At 63.1% G+C, this 18,864-nt stretch carries 13 protein-coding genes; 4 read left to right on the forward strand and 9 right to left on the reverse strand.

Translation table 11 applies throughout. The features are described 5' to 3' along the window. Positions 1-130 precede the first annotated feature (130 nt). Positions 131-1,390: an ATP-binding protein gene (locus tag J3B00_RS07150; RefSeq protein WP_209866044.1), complete on the forward strand. Its 1,260-nt coding sequence runs from the start codon at positions 131-133 to the stop codon at positions 1,388-1,390. Continuing rightward, positions 1,387-1,947, forward strand: a complete 561-nt coding sequence (locus tag J3B00_RS07155) for a response regulator transcription factor (protein WP_119145556.1) — start codon at positions 1,387-1,389, stop codon at positions 1,945-1,947. Before J3B00_RS07150 ends, J3B00_RS07155 begins: the two co-directional genes overlap by 4 nt. A gap of 98 nt (positions 1,948-2,045) precedes the next feature. Here the strand turns inward: J3B00_RS07155 and J3B00_RS07160 are convergent, their stop codons facing one another. The 9 genes from J3B00_RS07160 to J3B00_RS07200 all read right to left on the reverse strand — a co-directional run bounded on the left by J3B00_RS07160 (position 2,046) and on the right by J3B00_RS07200 (position 16,797). Then, positions 2,046-5,096, reverse strand: coding sequence for a multidrug efflux RND transporter permease subunit (locus J3B00_RS07160; RefSeq protein ID WP_209866046.1), 3,051 nt, complete (start codon positions 5,094-5,096; stop codon positions 2,046-2,048). A gap of 13 nt (positions 5,097-5,109) precedes the next feature. After that, positions 5,110-6,264 (reverse strand): efflux RND transporter periplasmic adaptor subunit, encoded by a 1,155-nt coding sequence (locus tag J3B00_RS07165; RefSeq protein WP_209866048.1) that lies wholly within the window; start codon positions 6,262-6,264, stop codon positions 5,110-5,112. Positions 6,265-6,533: 269 nt separating this feature from the next. Next, positions 6,534-7,631, reverse strand: coding sequence for a DUF1513 domain-containing protein (locus J3B00_RS07170; RefSeq protein WP_209866050.1), 1,098 nt, complete (start codon positions 7,629-7,631; stop codon positions 6,534-6,536). 2 nt (positions 7,632-7,633) lie between these two features. Then, entirely contained in the window at positions 7,634-8,698 is a 1,065-nt protein-coding gene (locus J3B00_RS07175; RefSeq protein WP_209866052.1) for an imelysin family protein, read from the reverse strand. 18 nt (positions 8,699-8,716) lie between these two features. After that, entirely contained in the window at positions 8,717-10,144 is a 1,428-nt protein-coding gene (locus J3B00_RS07180) for a di-heme oxidoredictase family protein (protein ID WP_209866054.1), read from the reverse strand. A 363-nt stretch (positions 10,145-10,507) separates the two neighbouring features. After that, the gene (locus J3B00_RS07185; protein WP_209866056.1) at positions 10,508-11,845 is read right to left on the reverse strand and encodes an imelysin family protein; all 1,338 of its coding nucleotides are present in this window, start codon (positions 11,843-11,845) and stop codon (positions 10,508-10,510) included. 162 nt (positions 11,846-12,007) lie between these two features. Continuing rightward, positions 12,008-14,059: a bifunctional diguanylate cyclase/phosphodiesterase gene (locus tag J3B00_RS07190; RefSeq protein WP_209866059.1), complete on the reverse strand. Its 2,052-nt coding sequence runs from the start codon at positions 14,057-14,059 to the stop codon at positions 12,008-12,010. A 1,349-nt stretch (positions 14,060-15,408) separates the two neighbouring features. Next, complete coding sequence (locus J3B00_RS07195) at positions 15,409-16,005, reverse strand: Fe-Mn family superoxide dismutase (RefSeq protein WP_209866062.1); 597 nt, start codon at positions 16,003-16,005, stop codon at positions 15,409-15,411. A 192-nt stretch (positions 16,006-16,197) separates the two neighbouring features. After that, complete coding sequence (locus J3B00_RS07200; protein WP_209866065.1) at positions 16,198-16,797, reverse strand: LysE/ArgO family amino acid transporter; 600 nt, start codon at positions 16,795-16,797, stop codon at positions 16,198-16,200. Positions 16,798-16,923: 126 nt separating this feature from the next. Between J3B00_RS07200 and J3B00_RS07205 the strand changes: the two genes are divergently transcribed. Continuing rightward, positions 16,924-17,814 (forward strand): LysR family transcriptional regulator ArgP, encoded by an 891-nt coding sequence (locus J3B00_RS07205; protein ID WP_209866068.1) that lies wholly within the window; start codon positions 16,924-16,926, stop codon positions 17,812-17,814. 49 nt (positions 17,815-17,863) lie between these two features. Then, positions 17,864-18,859, forward strand: a complete 996-nt coding sequence (locus J3B00_RS07210; protein WP_209866071.1) for an NAD-dependent epimerase/dehydratase family protein — start codon at positions 17,864-17,866, stop codon at positions 18,857-18,859. Positions 18,860-18,864: the final 5 nt, after the last annotated feature.

Below are 18,864 nucleotides of genomic sequence, written 5' to 3' on the forward strand. Positions count from 1 at the left end.
AGTGTAGTGGGTTCACGCCTGCCATCAGCAAGCTGTGACAAAGTGTGGCGCTTTGCCGCATCGCTGCAGCGAGGGGCCCGGCTTCGGTATACTCCAGCCGATTTTCCTGGAGCACTCATCAGGAGAGCTCATGCTCGCTGCCGCCCATCCGCTGTCCGCTACACGCCAGAACCTCTGGCGCCTGACCGTCATTCGCGTCCTGGTCCTGGCTGCCCAGGCAGGCTCGGTGGGCGTTGCCTACTGGACCGAACTGCTACCGCTGCCCTGGTTGTCGCTGGTCGCGACGCTGGTGCTGTCGTCATTTCTGTGTGCCTTCACCGCCCTGCGCTTGCGCTTGTCGCTGCCGGTCACCGAGCTCGAGTACGCTTTCCAGCTGGCCTGCGACCTGCTGATTCACAGTGCCTTGCTGTATTACTCGGGCGGCTCGACCAACCCGTTCGTGTCGTATTACCTGGTGCCGCTGGCGATTGCCGCGGTGACCTTGCCGTGGCTCTATTCGCTGGTGCTCTCGGGCCTCGCCCTGGCGGCCTATAGCTTGCTGCTGGTGCAGTTCTACCCGCTCGAAACACTGCCGCTGGCCCGCGACAAGATGCAGGTCTATGGCATGTGGCTGAGTATCGCCCTGGCAGCAGCGGTGATTACCTTCTTTGCCGCACGCATGGCCGAGGAGCTGCGCCGTCAGGAGCAGCTGCGCGGCGAGCGGCGCGAAGAAAGCCTGCGCGACGAGCAGTTGCTGGCGGTTGCGACCCAGGCCGCAGGGGCCGCCCACGAGCTGGGTACGCCCTTGTCGACCATGAGCGTGCTGCTCAACGAGATGCGCCAGGATCACCACGACGCACAACTGCAGGAAGACCTGGCAATCCTTCAGGACCAGGTCAAACTGTGCAAACAGACCTTGCAGCAACTGGTGCGCGCCGCCGAAGCCAACCGGCGCATGGCGATCGTCGAACAGGACGTCACCGCCTGGCTGGACGAAGCGCTCAACCGCTGGCATTTGATGCGCCCGGAGGCCAGCTATCGCTTCCAGCGCCTGCGCGATGGCCAGGTGCCTCAGCTGTCGCCGCCGCCGGACCTCACCCAGGCCCTGCTAAACCTGTTGAACAATGCTGCCGATGCCTGCCCGGATGATCTGGAAGTACGCCTGGACTGGGACGCCCAGGACATCATCATCAGTATCCGCGACCATGGCCCGGGTATCCCACCGGCCATCGCCGAGGCCATCGGCAAACCTTTCTTTACCACCAAGGGCAAGGGCTTCGGCCTGGGCCTGTTCCTGAGCAAAGCCAGCGTCACGCGTGCGGGCGGCTCGGTGAAACTCTATAGTCATGAGCAGGGCGGCACGCTGACCGAGCTGCGCCTGCCCCATGGCAAGCGAGGAGATGAACAATGAGCGATGAAATTCAGGTCGAAGGCGAAGAGCTGCCGCATTTGTTGCTGGTGGACGACGACGCCACTTTCACCCGGGTCATGTCCCGTGCCATGAGCCGTCGCGGCTTTCGCGTGAGCACTGCCTCGTCGGCCGAAGAAGGCTTGATCCTGGCCCAGAACGACCTGCCGGACTACGCCGCGCTGGACCTCAAGATGGAGGGCGACTCCGGCCTGGTGCTGCTGCCCAAGCTGCTGGAGATGGACCCGGAGATGCGCGTGGTGATCCTCACCGGTTACTCGAGCATCGCCACCGCGGTCGAGGCGATCAAGCGCGGTGCCTGCAACTACCTGTGCAAGCCGGCCGATGCCGATGATGTGCTGGCGGCGTTGTTGTCCGAGCATGCCGACCTGGATTCGCTGGTGCCGGAAAACCCGATGTCGGTGGACCGCCTGCAGTGGGAGCATATCCAGCGCGTGCTCGGCGAGCATGAAGGCAATATCTCCGCGACCGCGCGGGCACTGGGCATGCACCGGCGCACGTTGCAGCGCAAGTTGCAGAAGCGTCCGGTACGCCGCTAGTCAGGTAGGTGTCGCCTGTGCGGGCCACTTCGCGGGGCACCCCCCTCCTGTAGGAGCGGGCTTGCCCCGCGAAGTGGCCCGTACAGGCGAGGCAAATGTCATGACCCCACTGCTTGTGTTTCCCGCGCCGCCGTCTTGTGCGCCAGCAGCGTGTAAATACAGGGCAAGACGAACAGGGTAAACAAGGTTCCGATCGACATCCCGGTGGCAATCACCATACCGATATCGAACCGGCTCACCGCCCCGGCGCCCGTGGCCAGAATCAACGGCACCATGCCAAACACCATCGCCGCCGTGGTCATCAGCACCGGCCGCAAGCGAATCGCCGCCGCTTCCTCGATCGCCTCACGAACCCCCAGGCCCTTGTCTGCGCGCAACTGGTTGGCAAACTCGACGATCAGGATGCCATGCTTGGTGATCAGGCCGATCAACGTCACCAGCCCGACCTGGGTATAGATGTTCATGCTCGACACGCCGAGAAACAACGGCAGCAACGCGCCGCAAATCGACAAGGGCACCGTCACCAGGATCACCAGTGGGTCACGGAAACTTTCGAACTGCGCCGCCAGTACCAGGAAGATGATCGCCAATGCCAGGCCAAACGTAACCCACAGCGCGCTGCCCTCCTGGACGAACTGCCGTGCTACCCCGGCGTAGTCCACCGAGAACCCCTCCGGTGCTTCTTCGCGGGCGATCTGCCGAACGGTGTCGAGCGCCTCGCTCATGCTCACGATCGGCACGCCCTGGATGATCGCCGAGTTGAGTTGCTGAAACTGGTTGAGCTGGCGCGGGCGAGCGCGATCGCTGAGGGTGATCAGGGTCGACAGCGCGAGCAACTGGCCTTGATCGTTCTTCACGTAATAGTTGTTCAGCCAGCCCGGGTTGTCCCGGTAGGCCCGTTCAACCTGGGCAATCACCTTGTAACTGCGCCCCTCGAGGGTAAAACGGTTGATCTCCGCTTCGCCCAGCAGCGTCGCCAGGGTACCGCCCAGGACATCCATCGACACGCCCATCTGCGCTGCCTTGGCGCGGTCGATATCGACCACCACTTCCGGTTTGTCGAAGGCCAGGTCGATGTCGAGAAAGGCGAACTTGCCCGAGGCCTGGGCGCGCTCCTTGACCCGTTGGGCGACCTCGAGCAAGGCCGGGTAGTCGCCAGCGGTATTGATCACGAACTGGAACGGCAGGCCTTCGCCGGTGCCGGGCAGCGACGGCAGGTTGAAGCCGAAGATCTGCAGCCCGCCGATCTCCTCGAGCTTGGCCTGGACCAGTGGCAACAACTCCATCTGGCTGCGTTCGCGCTCGTTCCAGGGCTTGAGCAGAAAGCCGCCGATCCCACTTTGCACGCCGTTGAAGCCGTTGATCTGGAACGACGAGTAGTACTCCGGGAAGCCCTTGAAGAGGGGCGTGAACTGATCGGTGTAGCTGTTCAGGTAATCGAGGTTGGTCGGCTGCGGCGCACTGCTGATCATGAAGATCACACCTTGGTCTTCGTTGGGGGCCAACTCGCTCTGAGTGAACTTGAGCAGCACCGGGATCAGGCACAGGATGATCACGGCGAACACCAGCACCACCGGCCGGCTGTTGAGCGTGCCATGCAGCAGGCGCTGGTAGCGAACCTTGAGCCCTTCGAAAATGACGTCGAGGCGATGCGCCAATCCCGTCGGGTTCTGCTCGCTGCGCAGGAGCAGGGCGCACATCATCGGTGACAGGGTCAGGGCAACGATGCCCGAGATGACCACCGCGCCGGCCAGGGTCAGCGCGAACTCCTTGAACAAGGCCCCGGTCAGCCCTTGCAGGAAGCCGATCGGTGCATACACGGCGGCCAGGGTGATGGTCATCGACACCACCGGCATGGCGATCTCCCGTGCGCCTTCAAGGGCGGCATCGAACGGCGTCTTGCCTTCTTCGATATGGCGGTGGATGTTTTCCACCACGACGATGGCGTCGTCGACCACCAGGCCGATGGCCAGGACCATCGCCAGTAGGGTCAGCAGGTTCAGCGAGTAACCCATCATCTGCATGAAGAACAGCACGCCGATCATCGACAGGGGAATGGTGATCACCGGAATCAGCACCGAACGCAGCGCGCCGAGGAACAGGAACACCACGACGATCACGATCAGCACCGCTTCGCCGAGGGTCTTGATCACCTCGTCGATCGAGGCCTGGATGAACAGCGTGGCGTCATAGGCGATGGACACCTTGAGCGCGGCCGGCAGTTGGCTTTCCAGCTCGGGCATGATCCGCCGCACTTCCTTGATCACTTCCAGCGGGTTGGCCGCCGGGGTCGCCTTGATGCCGATATACACCGACGGCGTGCCGTCGAACGAGCTGACCGTGTCGTAGTTTTCCGCGCCCATCTCGACCCGCGCCACGTCGCCGAGCAGCACCCGGGTATCGCCGTCGGTCTTCAGCGGCAGGGCGGCAAATGCCTCTGGCGACTTTAACTCGGTGGTGGCGTTGATGCTGGTGACCACGTACTCGCCCTTCACCTCACCGGCGGCAGAGAGGAAGTTGTAGCGGCGTACCGCCGCCGTGACGTCGTTGGCCGAGAGGCCGAAACCGGCCAGCTTCACCGGGTCGAGCCAGATGCGCATGGCGAACACCTGGTTGCCGAGGATTTCTGCTTCGGCCATGCCGGGCAGGGTGGCCAGCTTGGGCTGAATCACCCGCGACAGGTAGTCGGTGATCTGCGGGTTGCTCATCTGTTCGCTGTAGAAGCTGATGTACATCAGTGCCGAGGCATCCGCCGCTTCCTTGCTCAGCACCGGCGCTTCGGACTCTTGCGGCAGCTTGTTGCGCACTTCGTTGGCCTTGGCCAGCAGTTCGGTGAACAAGCGGTCGCTGTTGGCGCCGATGCGCGCGTAGATCGAAATGATCGAGAAGTTCTGCCGGCTTACCGAGGTCATGTAGTCGATGCCTTCGGCGCTGGCCAGGCTCTGTTGCAGCGGCTGGGTAATGTAGCCCTGGATGGTCTCGGCATTGGCCCCGGGGTAGGCGGTGGTCACCGTGATCAGGGCGTTTTCCATCTGCGGGTATTGGCGGATCTGCAGCTTGCTCCACGCCTGGAAGCCAAGCAGCAGGATCAGCAGGCTGACCACGCTGGCCAGCACCGGGCGGCGGATGAACGGGTCGGTGAACGCCATGCCAGCCTCCTGATCAGTGGGCGCCGGCGGCGCTTTGCGGGTTGTCGGTGGGCAAGGCCGGGGCCTGGGTAATGCGGATCGCCGCACCTGGGGTCAGCTTCAGCTGCCCGGCGCTGACCACCCGATCGCCCGCCTTGAGGCCTTCGCTGACCACTACCAGGCCATCGCGGCGTTCGCCGGTGCGTACCGTGCGCTGTTCGGCGATCAGTTGCGGCTGGCCGTCGGCAGTGTTTTCCGGCTGGCCGTCTTTATCTTTTTTCGGGCTGACCACATACACCGAGTTGCCATACAGGGTGTAGGTGATGGCGCTTTCCGCCACTACCACCGCTGGTTGCGGGTTGGGCAGCAGTACCAGCAGGTTGGCGAACATGCCTGGCAGCAGCTTGCGCTGCGGGTTGGCCAGGGTGGCGCGTACCAGCAGGTTGCGCGTGCTTTCCTCGACCTTGGGGTTGATTGCGCTGAGGCTGGCGGTGAAAGTCTGCCCTGGGAAGGCCGCGACCTGCAGCAGTACCTGCTGGCCGAGGGCGAGCTGTGTCAGTGCCTGCTCGGGAACGTTGAAGTCGACGTAGAGGCTAGAGAGGTCCTGCAGGGTGGCGATCACCGTCCCGCTGGCGACGAATGCCCCTACATCCACCTGACGAATGCCGATGGTGCCGTCGAAGGGTGCCTTGATGCTCTTTTTTTGCAGGGATGCGCGAAGTTGTTCGACCACCGCCTGGTTGCGCAGGTACTGGGCATTGAGTCGATCGTATTCTCCGCGGGAAATCGCCTGGTCGCCGACCAGTTGGCGGCCGCGGCCGAAGTCGACCTTGGCCAGGCCAAGGTCAGCCTGGGCGGTGCCGAGCAGGGCGGTTTCTTCGCCGCTGTCGAGTTGCAGCAACAGCTCGCCAGCCTTTACTTGCTGGCCGGACTCGAAGTGCAGTGATTTGACCGTGCCGGCCACTTCCAGGCTCAGCTCGACGCCCTGCAGCGCTTTCAAGCTGCCAACGGCGGGCAGGCGTTGTTGCCACTGGCGCTGTTCGGCGGTCACGGCAGTGACGCTGATCGGCGGCTTGGGCGCGCTGAATACCTGGATCTGCTGGTAGATCGAGAAGGCCTTGTAGCCCCCGAGCATCAAGACGATCAGCAGCACGACGGCCAACATGATCAGCATGCGGCGGCGCAGCATAGGTCCACTTCCTTGGAAACGTGATTGTTATAGGTCTGGCACGACCACGGGCGATCCTGCCCACGTGCGGATGGGAAGAGTATTGCCTGTTTTCAGGAAAGTGGCTAAGAAAGAGGGGATGTGTGGCTGGGCTGGCCTCTTCGCGGGGCAAGCCCGCTCCTACAGGTACAGCGTCCGGCGCAGGCACTGTGGTGTACAGGTACAGCGCTGATCCTTGGAACGGCGCTACCCCTGTAGGAGCGGGCTTGTCCCGCGAAGAGGCCCGCCAGTCAAGCCAGATGCAGGTGGTTATCCCAGAACCCGGACGGCAATTCCATCGGCTGGCCGACCAGCTCTGCCTTGCGGCAGTCATAGAACCGGCAGCGGCCTTGCCCGGACGTGACGACAAAGCCATCTTGCACCGCCCCGACCCCGGCACAGTCCGGCATCGGTGCATCGAGCTTCACCGCAGCGCTGTCGAGGTCCCAGATAAACAGCCGGTTGGCCCGCGGTGCCGTCAATGCCACCAGGCGCAGGTCGCTGTGAATGGCGACGCTGGCCGTGTACTGGGCCATCGACTGCAGTTGCCGCTCGGCCACCGGAAACGCCTGGAACGGCTCGCCCGGACGCTTGATCGCCAGCAACTCGGCGGTCTCGTCGGCATCGCCCATGAACTGCTGGCAAGCGACGACGGTACCGTCGCTGCCGATGCCCAGGTGACGCACGCTGTTCATCTGCTGGGCGAGGGTTTCCTTGGACAACAGGGTGCCATCGCGCTGCATCAGTACCAGACTCGGCTCCATGGCATTGAGGTTCATCTCGACCCGGCTCTCGGCCTCGGTGCGGATGCCGCCGTTGGCCACCACCAGGGTTTCACCGTCCGGCAGCCACGACACCTGATGCGGACCGATGCCGTGGGTCGGGATCTCGCCGCTGTGGACCAAGCGCTCACCCTCGAAGCGGTAGACACCGAGTACGCCACGCCCGGGGTCGCTGGTGTCGTTCTCGGTGGCATACAGCCATTCGCCGCTGCTGTGGATCACCGCGTGGCCATAGAAGTGCCTGTTCGGTTGCGAACGCAGCGTCTGCAGCAGGCGCCCGTCACGCAAGTCGACCAGGTAGCTTTCGGTACCCGGGCGGCGGGCGACGAACAGCGCGATCGGCAGCTCGGGGTGGTTGATGATGTCGTGGCAACGCTGGGCCACCTCGGTGGCGAACACCTGGCTACCGTCCAGGCGGTAGCCCACCGCGTAGTGCTTGCCGTCGCCGTCATCGCGCGCCGAAAGCAGCAAAGGTTCGCTGCCTTTGTTACGGAACAGGCTCCAGCCGCCCAGAGTCAGGGCGCTGAGCAATACGCTACCGAGTTTGATTGCCTGGCGTCGCAACATGATCAGTCACCGTCGTTGGCATTGAAGCCCAGCTGGATGTTCAACGCCTTGGCCAGTTCACCTTCGTGCAGGCGGTGGACGACGTTGAGGCTGTCGTAGATCTGGTTGAGCGACTGTTTGCCGGCGTCGTCGGCGAGCAGCTCGCCCAGGGTCTTCTGGTTGTCAGCCAGCAGTTTGATCGAGGTGGCGTAGGCGTCGTCGATCTTTTCCGCCAGCGCGCTCTGGTCTTTGCCGAGCAAGCCACGCAAGCCTTGGTTGTCGACCCCGACCCAGACTGCCTGGGCAGCCTTCAGACTGGCCTCCAGGCTCTTCATCGACGAGTGGCTGCGCCAGGCTTCAGCCTGCAACGGCTGGGCGATGCCCTTGCTCTGACGGCCCATCGGCGCGCCGAGTTTTTTCTTCAGGGTGTCCAGCGCGGTGACCTGGGCACGGAGCAGGTCGGCGATTGCCTCGTGCGAGTCGGCGTAGCGCTGGTTAGGGAACTTGGTCATTTGCGAGAGCATGCCGTCGGTGCTGTTCCAGCCCTTGAGGATCTCTTCGGCGAGGGCCTTCTGATGCTCGCCGATGGCGACTAGCAGCGGGCAGTAGCGGGCCTTCTGCTCGGCAGTGGCGATGTCTGGCTTGCTGTCGAAGAGGATGTACTCGTAGGCCGACAGACCGCGCACAACGACGCTGGACTTGCCCAGGCTCTCGCTGTCGATTGGCTTGTCGCCGTTGACCAGTTGCTCGACCTGACGGCCAACCAGGTTTTTCTTGTCAGGCCAGAACTGCACCTGCCATGGGCGGTTACCTTCGGCCAGCGGGCCGACCAGCAGCGGTTGCAGCTCGGCCCAGGCCTTCTGCGCATTGAGGAAGTCGGCGCGGGCGGCATCCAGCGTGGTCTTGCCTTCGCAGTACGACAGGGCGCTGGTGGCCAGTTGGCGGTCGGCTTCGACCCAACGGCTGTAGGTCGGCAGGATCACCTGCTTGGCGATGGCGGCGGAGGTCACCGCTTGCGGGTCCTGCGGCGAGCAGGCGCCCAGAGCGAGTGCGGCGAGGCTGGTGAACAACAGTTTGGGTCGGAACATGCCCGGCTCCTTGCGCGTTTAAAGTGAATTCAGGAAAGCCAGCAACGCAGTGCGTTGCTCGGCATTGAAGGTCAAGACCTGGTCGCGTGCCCGCTGCGCTTCGCCGCCGTGCCAGAGCACGGCCTCGAGCAGGTTGCGCGCGCGGCCATCATGAAGCAATTGGCTATGGCCACTGACCGCCTCGCTGAGACCGACGCCCCACAGGGGCGGGGTGCGCCAGTCCTGGCCGCTGGCAGCAAACTCGCTGCGGTTGTCGGCCAGGCCCGGGCCCATGTCGTGCAGCAGCAGGTCGCTGTAGGGGCGGATGAGCTGATTGGCCAGCTCCGGCTCTGCGGCATCGGCGGTGGTGGTGAACTGGGGGGTATGGCAGGCTTGGCAGCCGGCCTCGAAGAACAGGTTCTTGCCGGCCAGCACCTGTGGCGCATTTACATCGCGTCGGGCCGGCACGGCCAGGTTGCGGGTGTAGAACGTGACCAGGCGCAAGATATTGTCGCTGACTTCCTTTTCGCCGTTGGCACCGTCGCCGTTGGGCGCGGCCAGGCAATCGGTCTGCGCCTGGGTGCAGTCATCCTTGGGTTGCAAGGTGCTGGTCAGGCCCATGTCGCCGGCGAAGGCATGCACGTTCTGCTGATTGACGTTGGGCTGGCCGGCCTTCCAGCCGAAGCGGCCAAGCACGGTCTTGCCTTGGGCGTCATCCCAGACCTGATTGGCGCGGCCCCTGATGCCATCGCCGTTGCGATCGTCGGGGTCGGCATTGGCCAGGATGGCTGCATCGGGGATCGCTTCGAGCAGGCCCAGGCCTATCATCGGCGGGGCTACCCGGGCCGAGAACCGGGTGTCGGGGTGCATGGCGCCATAGCCAAGTCGGGTGATCTGCAGGGTGGGTCGACGCAGTTCGACACTGTGGCCGTCGGCGAAGGTGACTGTCTCGGGCTGATACGTCACGCGCACCTTGCCCTCAGGGGCGACACCGGGGATGGCCATGTCCTGCAGCTGGGTGCCGTAGACCGGCTCGGGGACGACGCCCAGGCGTTCGATTTCCTTGGCGTAGGCCGGTTGATCGGGGATCGACAGGCGTACCAGCATTGATACCGCATTGCTCGCATCGGGCTCGGGCGGGTGGCCGCGGCCGTCACGCACGTGGCAGTTCTGGCAGGCGTTGGTATTGAACAGTGGGCCAAGGCCATCACGGGCGGTGGTGGTCGCGGGGGCGATCACCCAAGGGTTGCGAAAGAAGCTGTTGCCGACGGCAAAATCCAGCCGGCGCTCTGCCGAGAGGTTGGCTGAGGGCAGCGAATAGGCATTGCGGTCTGCGCGCAGGACAGTCGCCTTGCCACCGGACAGGGCCTCGCCCGGCTCGGCCTGGGTGAAACGCGGCGCGTCGTCACAGGCGGCAAGAGCAGTAGCCAGCAGCAGGGGGCTTAGGCGGAGCAAGGACATCAACAATCCTGGGCATGGGCGAAAAACCGGCGTGCAAGCTTAGCAGGATGAGGTTTGTTGAATAAGAGCAATTTGCAATTACTGGATGAAATCGGTGTCAGGTGGCGGCACTTGGTCCTGGAAAAGTTTGTCCTTCCCGCGTGCCTGCAACAAAAAAAAGGCGACCCGAAGGCCAATGCCGGTCAGTTAAGACGAGGTCGCCTGTTTTGGGGCCGCTTCCACAATGTCCGCGCCTGCCCTGTAAATAGCGGCATGCACGATCCGTGTGGGAGCGGCCTTGTGTCGCGAAAGGGCTGCAAAGCAGCCCCCGGCGTCTTAACTGACCGGCATTGACCCGAAGGCCGCCTTTTTCAAATCGCTACGAACCGATCAGAACTCGTGATCAGCCGTATCCGGATTCAGGTTGGCAATCCCCAGCTTGCCTGCAGCCTGCTCGATCGCACCGGTCTGCTTGACCAGCGAAGCGATGGCGTCACGCACGATCTGGTTGCCGGCAGTGTTATCGGCAGCGATCAGTTGGTCGTAGTGCTCGCCTTTGAGCGCATGATCAACGATCACCTGGATCTTCGCCTCGGTGGCTTCCAGGTCAGCCTTCAAGGTGGCGTCGGCGGCCGGGTCGACCTTGGCCACCAGCGACGACAGGCTCGGGCCAGTCAGCTTGCTGCCATCGGCACGGGTGTACTCGCCCAGGTAGACGTTGCGGATACCCTTGGCGTCGTAGAAGTGCGAGTAGTGGGTGTTGTCGCTGAAGCAGTCGTGCTCGTCTTCCGGCGAGTTGGCTTCCAGGGAAACCTTCATGCGCTCGCCCGCCAGTTCACCCAGCGACAGGCTACCCATGCCGAACAGCATCTTGCGCACGCCATCGGTGACCGGCTCGGCCTCGAGGGTGGCGCGGTAGTTGTCGGCGACGTTCGGCGCCCAGTTGCCGACCATCTCTTCGAGGTCCTTGACCAGCAGGTCGGTGGCTGCTTTCAGGTAGGCACGGCGACGGTCGTTGTGACCGCCGGTGGCGCCGGTACCTTCAAGGTAATCGGACGCCGGACGGTTGCCAGCACCGGGGCCAGTGCCGTTCAGGTCCTGGCCCCAAAGGAGGAATTCGATGGCGTGGTAGCCGGTGGCGACGTTGGCTTCCGAACCGCCCAGCTCGTTCAGGCTGGCCAGCTTCTCGGGAGTGATGTCCTTGACGTCGATCTTGTCTTCGCCGACCTGGATCTCGGTGTTGGCGATGATGTTGGCGCTGGCCGCAGGGTTACCCAGGGCGTGCTCGTAGCTCTTGTCGACGTAGTCGATCAGGCCTTCGTCCAGGGGCCAGGCGTTAACTTGGCCTTCCCAGTCGTCGATGATGGTGTTGCCGAAGCGGAACGCCTCGCTCTGCAGGTAAGGAACGCGCGAGGCGGCCCAAGCGTCCTTGGCAGCCTTCAGGGTTTCGTCGTTGGGCTTGGCGAGAAACGCGTCGACGGCGCTCTGCAGGGTCTTGGCGGTGCTCAGCGAGTCGCTGTAGACGGCCGAGACCAGTTCGGCATAGTGCTTGACTACAGCTTTGCCAGCGGCTTCGTCGATCGCCCCGGGCGCTGCGGCGGCGGTGCTGGCGGCAGCAGGTGCCTGGGCTTGCGGTGCGGCAGCCTTGTCGTTCTTGCCTTCGCCGCAACCGGCGAGAGCGATGGCGATGGCCAGCAGACTGGCGGAAGCCAGGGGCATACGAATCATTGTTGGTTTTCCTGCGTCGTGTGGTTGGACCATTGGGTAGGACGGTGCGCCGTGGCACGCGAAACCGCAACATCATGCGAAAGATTTGCATTTGCTGTAAAGGGTTGGGCATTGAATTCATCAAAATGCCCGCTCGCGGTGCGTTCTCGGGGCTGGCAGCGCTTACAGCACTGACGCCTGGTTGCGCTGGGCCTGCTTGAGGAATGCAGTCAGCTCGCGCGCTGAGAGCGGCTTGCTGTAGTGATAGCCCTGACCCTCGTGGCAGCCTTGGGCGATGATGTAGGTCTCTTGCTCGGCGGTTTCCACGCCCTCGGCAATAACCTGCATGCCAAGGCTTTTGCCGAGCTGAATGATGGCGCGAACGATGGTCGCGTCGTCATCGTCGTCAAGCAGGTCCTGGACGAAGCTTTTGTCGATCTTGATCTTGTCCAGCGGCAGCGATTTCAGGTAGCTGAGCGAGGAGTAACCGGTGCCGAAGTCGTCGATGGCGATCAGCGCACCGGAGCGGCGCAGGCTGAGCAGGTGCTGGGCGGCGGTACTGATGTCTTCCATCAGGCCGGTTTCGGTGACCTCCAGCTCAAGGCTGCGCGGCGGCAGGCGGTAGGCCTGGAGCAGGTTGTTGACCACCCGCGGCAGCTCGTTGTGGTGCAGTTGTACGGTCGACAGGTTGACCGCCATGCGCAGTTCGCTGAAGCCTTGATCGTGCCACTCGCGCAGTTGTCGGCAGGCCTGGTCGAGCACCCATTCGCCGATGGCAATGATGTTGCCGTTTTGTTCGGCCAGCGGAATGAACTGGTCCGGCGGCACCATGCCCAGCTCTGGATGTTGCCAGCGCAGCAGGGCTTCGACGCCCACCACGCGGTGATCGCGGTAGCTGATCTGCGGCTGGTAGACCAGGTACAGCTGGTTGCGTGGCAGGGCTTCACGCAGGTCTTTTTCCAGCTCGCGGCGGCGGCGCATCTCGCTGTCGACGCTGGCGATGTAGAACTGGTAGCGATTGCGCGAACGGGCCTTGGCCAGGGTCATGGTCTGTTCGGCTTTTTGCAGCAGCTTCTCGGTACTGTCGCCGTCTTCCGGGAACAAGGTGATGCCGATGGTCGCGCGCAGGCGAATTTCCTTCAGGTCGACGGCGAATGGCGCTTCGAGGTCGTCGAGGATGCTTTGCGCCAGTTCGGCGGCCTCGTAGGGCTGTTCGATATCGGCCTGGACCAGAGCGAATTGATCGCCGCCCAGCCGCGCCAGGGCGCCGAGACGGCCGCTGTGGGCGCGCAGGCGGTCGGCCAGGGCCAGCAGCAGCTGGTCGCCGACCTGGTAGCTGAACTGTTCGTTGATGCTCTTGAAGTCGTCCAGGCCGACGCACAGCACGGCCACCCTGCGTTGCAGGCGACCGCCGTCGACGAGGATCTTGTCCAGTTGCTGTTGCAACTGCTGGCGGTTCGGCAGGCCGGTCAGGAAGTCATACTGGGCCATGCGCTGCAGGCTGTTCTCGGCTTCGTGGCGCAGGTGGGTATTGCGCTCAATCGAAGCCAGCAGCTGGTTGGCCGTGTTGACCCATAGCCCCAGCTCGTTGCGCTCATGGCCCTTGATCAGGGGGATCTGGTGCTGGCTGGGGCGATCGGGGTTGATCTGGGTGAGATGCTCGATGATCTTTGACAGGGGTTTGGTCAGCATCCAGTGATAGATCAGGTACAGCACCAGGCCCATGGCCAGTGCGCGCAGCACCCCGGAAATGAAGATGATCACCGCGTTGATCAGGAAGCCTTCGCCATAGGCGGCGGTGTCGAGGGTGATGCTCAGGTCGCCGTAGTATTCGCTGTAGGGGCCGCGGCCGACCAGTTGCGTGGTGTAGGTGCGTTCCTGGCCGAGGAGCAGGTCGGTCAGCCAGCGCATGGACATGTCCTGCAGGGGGCGGGACTTTTCTGCCAGCATGGTTTCGTTGGGGTGGCCGATCGAGGCCATGCGCACGGATTCGTCCTGGAACAGGCCTTCAATCACCTGCATGCCCATCTCTCGGTCGAGGCTGTACACCGCTTGGGTCGACGGGTCTCGGAACATGTCGAGGATGCGCTGGGCATCATTGTTGACGGCTTGGCGGGTCTTGTAGGTGTCGTAGACGATCTGCGCACAGCTGAGCACGACGCCAACTGCCAGCGCCGAGAGGAGCACTACCCTGAGCAACTTGACCGACAAGCTGTTCCGAAATTCCAGCTTCAATGGGGTTTCCTTAATCCACGCGCACGCCATTATTTTGCCATCAGACTTGGCAATACACTATCGACCCATTGCCTGGGTACTGTATCGGTTGAGCTGGCCTGCGACTTGAGTGCGATACGGCAACTTTCCCGAGGTTTGATGTTAGCGCGCTATGCGTGCGGAGCAAGAGCTGGAGGGCTAGCTGGGCGTGAAAAAATGCCGCGATTTGGTGGGGGTTAGTCAGGCTGGGGAAAGCATTAGTTTTACTATTGATCAGGGCTGATTGGTGTAGGTTTTTGAGGGTGAGTGTGCTGACAAACGGGGCGCGAGTCTCCTGTCTGTTGGGGGGGGCTGGGCTTGAGGTCGTGGGCTTATCCATTTGATGTGGTGGCTTTTCGGGCCCCTTCTGCCCTTACGGCGGGTCACTTTTTTTCTTGGAAAAAAGTAACCAAAAACCGCTTGCTCCTGCATCCGGCCCCTACGCTGCGCTTCGGGGTTCCCTCGCTCCGGTCTTGCTCCGGGAGGACCGCGCTGTACGGCCCATCCTGGGCCTCAGCGCTTTCCGGCCATCCATGGCCTCCACCTCCCTACGCAAGACCTGCGCTCGGCCTCCTGAAGTCGCTGGTAGATCAGAGCAAGATCAAGATCAACAGCCAGGGCAACGGCAGGCGAATCGCTGCGCTCTCGCTTTGTTTATTTACCAGCGGATTTGTGGGGTGGCTGGCAGGGCTCCGCCCTGCGACTTGCATTGGCAGTACCGGCCTCTTCGCGGGACAAGCCCGCTCCTACAGGGATTGCGCAAATTTTGAATTCGGCGCTGTACGGGCCTTTTCGCGGGGCATGTCGGATCGCCGCACCGCCGCACCAACAGGATTGGCGCAGATTTTGAACCCGGCGCAAAAACCTGTAGGAGCGGGCTTGTCCCGCGAAGAGGCCCGAATATCCACCACACCTGCCACTATCAAAGACAACGCCAGCCCAGACGCCACCCGTAACTTCGCGACTTCAGGAGGCCGAGTGGAGGTCTTGCGCAGGGAGGTGGAGGCCATGGATGGCCGGAAAGCGCTGAGGCCCAGGATGGGCCGTACAGCGCGGTCCTCCCGGAGCAAGACCGGAGCGAGGGGACCCGCAGCGCAGCGGAGGGCCGGATGCAGGAGCAAGCGGTTTTTGGTTACTTTTTTCCAAGAAAAAAAGTGACCCGCCGTAAGGGCGGAAGGGGCCAGTGGCACCACCACATCAAATGGATAAGCCCACAATGCCTAAGCCAGCCAGCCAGCCAAGCCAACAGCTCATCTCCCCCTAACAATCCATCAAGAACCACAAAAAAACCCGGCCGAGACCGGGTTCTTTACAAGGCAATCTGAAACGAATCAGGCCTTGAAGGTATTGCCTTCGAACTGCTCGGCAACGAACTTCCAGTTGACCAGGTTCCAGAACGCCTCGACATACTTGGGACGCACGTTACGGTAGTCGATGTAGTAGGCGTGTTCCCAGACATCGCAGGTCAGCAGCGGGGTGTCGCCGCTGGTCAGCGGGCAGCCGGCGCCGATGGTGCTGGCCAGGGCCAGGGAACCGTCAGCCTTCTTCACCAGCCAGCCCCAGCCGGAACCGAAGGTGCCGATCGAAGTCTTGCTGAACTCTTCCTTGAACTTGTCGAAGGAACCGAACGCAGCGTTGATCGCTTCAGCCAGAGCGCCAGTCGGTTGGCCGCCAGCGTTTGGCGCCAGGCAGTTCCAGTAGAACGTGTGGTTCCAGACTTGAGCGGCGTTGTTGAAGATGCCACCCGAAGAGGTCTTGACGATCTCTTCCAGGGTCTTGCCTTCGAATTCGGTGCCTGGGACCAGGTTGTTCAGGTTCACGACATAGGTGTTGTGGTGCTTGTCGTGGTGGTACTCCAGGGTTTCCTTGGAGATGTGCGGCTGCAGGGCATCGTGGGCGTACGGCAGCGGCGGCAATTCAAAAGCCATGGTAACTCTCCTGATTCAGGTCTACTTCGCGGTTTGCGCAAGGCCGATCACGGGCGGCCCGGTACACGTCGGCGAGTTTGTACTCTTTGCGACGCAAGCTCTGGACTATATCACCAGCCCCCGCGCATAACCACGCAACAACTATAGGGATTAGAGGTTCCAGAGCGGTTGCCCAGGCTAGACCAATGGCCTTCAGTCGAGGATCAACTGCGCGGCAACGGCAAACATCATCACCGCCACCATCAGGTCGAGCAGGCGCCATGTAGTTGGCCGCGCCAGCCATGGCGCCAGCCACGCAGCGCCCAGGGCAAGGGTGAAGAACCACACCAGCGAGGCACTGGCTGCGCCCGCCACGTAGGCACCGGGAACACTCTGCTGGGCGCCCAGCGAGCCGATCAGCAGTACCGTATCGAGATACACGTGCGGGTTGAGCAAGGTCACCGCGAGGGCGCTGAGCAGTACCGCCCGGCGCGAACGTGCGCCCTGGCCCTGCTGTTGCGCCAGGCTCTGCCGGGAACACGCCCGTTGCAGCGCTTTGGCGCCATACCAGATGAGAAATGCCGCACCCCCCCAGCGGGCAGCGGCAAGCAGCATCGGGTTGTGCGCCAGCACCGTCGCCAGGCCGAACACCCCAGCCGCCACCAGCAGCGCGTCACACACCACGCAGAGGATGGCCACCGGCAAGTGATGCTCGCGGCGCAGGCTCTGGGCCAGGACAAAGGCGTTCTGCGTACCAATGGCCATGATCAGGCCAAAGGCGACCAGCATGCCGTTCATGTAACTCTGCCACATAGCGGGAACACTCCACTGGCGCCGACCCACTCGCCGACGCGTATTGCCTGATTGAATGCTGGTCATTGTGGGTAACGCCGCTGTATAAGAAAAACAAATAAAGCTGATCAGGCATTAGAGAAATAGATGTTCGACTACAAGCTGCTCGCCGCCCTCGCCGCGGTGATCGAACAAGGCGGCTTCGAGCGCGCGGCGCAGGTTCTGGGCCTGTCGCAATCGGCTATCTCCCAGCGCATCAAGCTGCTTGAAGCGCGGGTGGGTCAGCCGGTGCTGGTACGCGCCACGCCGCCAAGCCCGACCGAAGTCGGCCGGCAGTTGCTCAACCATGTGCAGCAGGTGCGTTTGCTTGAGCGCGATCTGCAGGCTCAGGTGCCTGCGCTTGACGAGGGGGGCATGCCGGAGCGTCTGCGCATCGCACTCAATGCCGACAGCCTGGCGACCTGGTGGGCGGGGGCGGTGAGCCAGTTTTGCGCCGAGCAGCAGGTGTTGCTCGATCTGGTGGTCGAGGACCAGGAGGTTGGCCTCAAGCGCATGCGTGCCGGCGAAGTGGCGGCCTGCCTGTGTGGCAGCGAGCGGCCGGTGGCCGGCGCACGCAGCCTGCCCCTGGGCGCGATGCGCTACCGGGCGCTGGCCAGCCCGCGCTTCATGGCGCGCTATTTTCCGCAGGGTTTCGCGCCTGAGCGACTGGCGCGCACCCCGGCGATCGTGTTCGGCCCGGATGATTTCCTGCAGCATCGCTACCTGGCTTCACTGGGTATCGAAGACGGTTTTCTGCATCACCTGTGCCCGTCTTCAGAAGGGTTCCTGCGCATGGCCGAAGCTGGGGTAGGCTGGGGACTGGTCCCGGAGCGGCAGGCCGCGGCGCAGATGCAGCGTGGCGAATTGGTGGAAATCTGTGCCGATACGCCTATCGATGTGCCGCTGTACTGGCATCATTGGCGCAATGGCGGGCAATTGCTCGCTCAGTTGACCGAGCACCTGCGCCAGATGGCGCCGGGCTGGCTGGTGCCGTTGTAGGCGCGAGCGACGTCAACTGCATCTGAAATCTGGCAAGGCGGAGTGTCACATGCGAATTCTGGTCACCGGCGCGAGCGGCTTCATCGGCGGACGCTTTGCGCGTTTTGCCTTGGAGCAAGGTCTTGACGTTCGGGTCAACGGCCGGCGTGCCGAAGGCGTGGAGCATCTGGTCAGGCGCGGCGCGCAGTTCATTCCTGGCGATCTGGGCGATGCCGAGCTGGCCCGGCGCCTGTGCCAAGGCATCGACGCCGTGGTGCATTGCGCGGGTGCAGTGGGTAGCTGGGGCCGCTATCAGGATTTCCACCAGGGCAATGTGGTGGTCACCGAGAATGTCGTCGAGGGCTGCCTCAAGGAGCATGTGCGCAGGCTCGTACACCTTTCATCGCCTTCGCTGTACTTCAATGGCCGCTCGCGCCTGGACATCCGCGAAGAGCCGCTGCCGCGGCGCTTCCATGACCATTACGCGAGCACCAAATACCTCGCCGAGCAGAAGGTTTTCGGCGCCCAGGAATTCGGCCTCGAGGTGCTCGCCCTGCGCCCGCGCTTCGTCACGGGTGCGGGTGATGCGAGTATTTTTCCCCGGCTGATGCAGATGCAGCGCAAGCGCCGCCTGGCAATCATTGGCAACGGCCTGAACAAGGTCGACTTCACCAGCGTGCACAACCTCAACGAGGCGTTGCTCAGCGCGCTGTTCGCCGATGAGCAGGCGCTGGGCCAGGCCTACAACATCAGCAATGGCCAGCCGCTGCCGCTGTGGGACGTGGTCAACTATGTCATGCGCCAGATGCAACTGCCGCAGGTCACCCGGTACCGTTCGCCAGGCCTTGCCTACAGCATGGCGGCGCTCAACGAAGCGGCCTGCATGCTGTGGCCGGGGCGGCCGCAACCGACCCTGTCGCGGCTCGGCGTGCAGGTCATGAGCAAGGACTTTACCCTCGACATCAGCCGCGCCCGACAGTACCTGGACTACCGCCCGCAGGTCAGCCTGTGGACCGCGCTGGATGAATTCTGCGGCTGGTGGAAAAACCTCCCGGGCCATCAGTGAACCTG

The organism is Pseudomonas sp. BP8 (assembly GCF_017875955.1).
Classification (GTDB): Bacteria; Pseudomonadota; Gammaproteobacteria; order Pseudomonadales; family Pseudomonadaceae; genus Aquipseudomonas.

Coding starts and splice junctions, on each gene's coding strand:
- J3B00_RS07205 (WP_209866068.1), top strand. CDS start 16,924: ATGTTCGACTACAAGCTGCTCGCCGCCCTCGCCGCGGTGATCGAACAA.
- J3B00_RS07170 (WP_209866050.1), bottom strand. CDS start 7,631: ATGTTGCGACGCCAGGCAATCAAACTCGGTAGCGTATTGCTCAGCGCC.
- J3B00_RS07200 (WP_209866065.1), bottom strand. CDS start 16,797: ATGTGGCAGAGTTACATGAACGGCATGCTGGTCGCCTTTGGCCTGATC.
- J3B00_RS07160 (WP_209866046.1), bottom strand. CDS start 5,096: ATGGCGTTCACCGACCCGTTCATCCGCCGCCCGGTGCTGGCCAGCGTG.
- J3B00_RS07165 (WP_209866048.1), bottom strand. CDS start 6,264: ATGCTGCGCCGCCGCATGCTGATCATGTTGGCCGTCGTGCTGCTGATC.
- J3B00_RS07185 (WP_209866056.1), bottom strand. CDS start 11,845: ATGATTCGTATGCCCCTGGCTTCCGCCAGTCTGCTGGCCATCGCCATC.
- J3B00_RS07155 (WP_119145556.1), top strand. CDS start 1,387: ATGAGCGATGAAATTCAGGTCGAAGGCGAAGAGCTGCCGCATTTGTTG.
- J3B00_RS07210 (WP_209866071.1), top strand. CDS start 17,864: ATGCGAATTCTGGTCACCGGCGCGAGCGGCTTCATCGGCGGACGCTTT.
- J3B00_RS07175 (WP_209866052.1), bottom strand. CDS start 8,698: ATGTTCCGACCCAAACTGTTGTTCACCAGCCTCGCCGCACTCGCTCTG.
- J3B00_RS07150 (WP_209866044.1), top strand. CDS start 131: ATGCTCGCTGCCGCCCATCCGCTGTCCGCTACACGCCAGAACCTCTGG.
- J3B00_RS07195 (WP_209866062.1), bottom strand. CDS start 16,005: ATGGCTTTTGAATTGCCGCCGCTGCCGTACGCCCACGATGCCCTGCAG.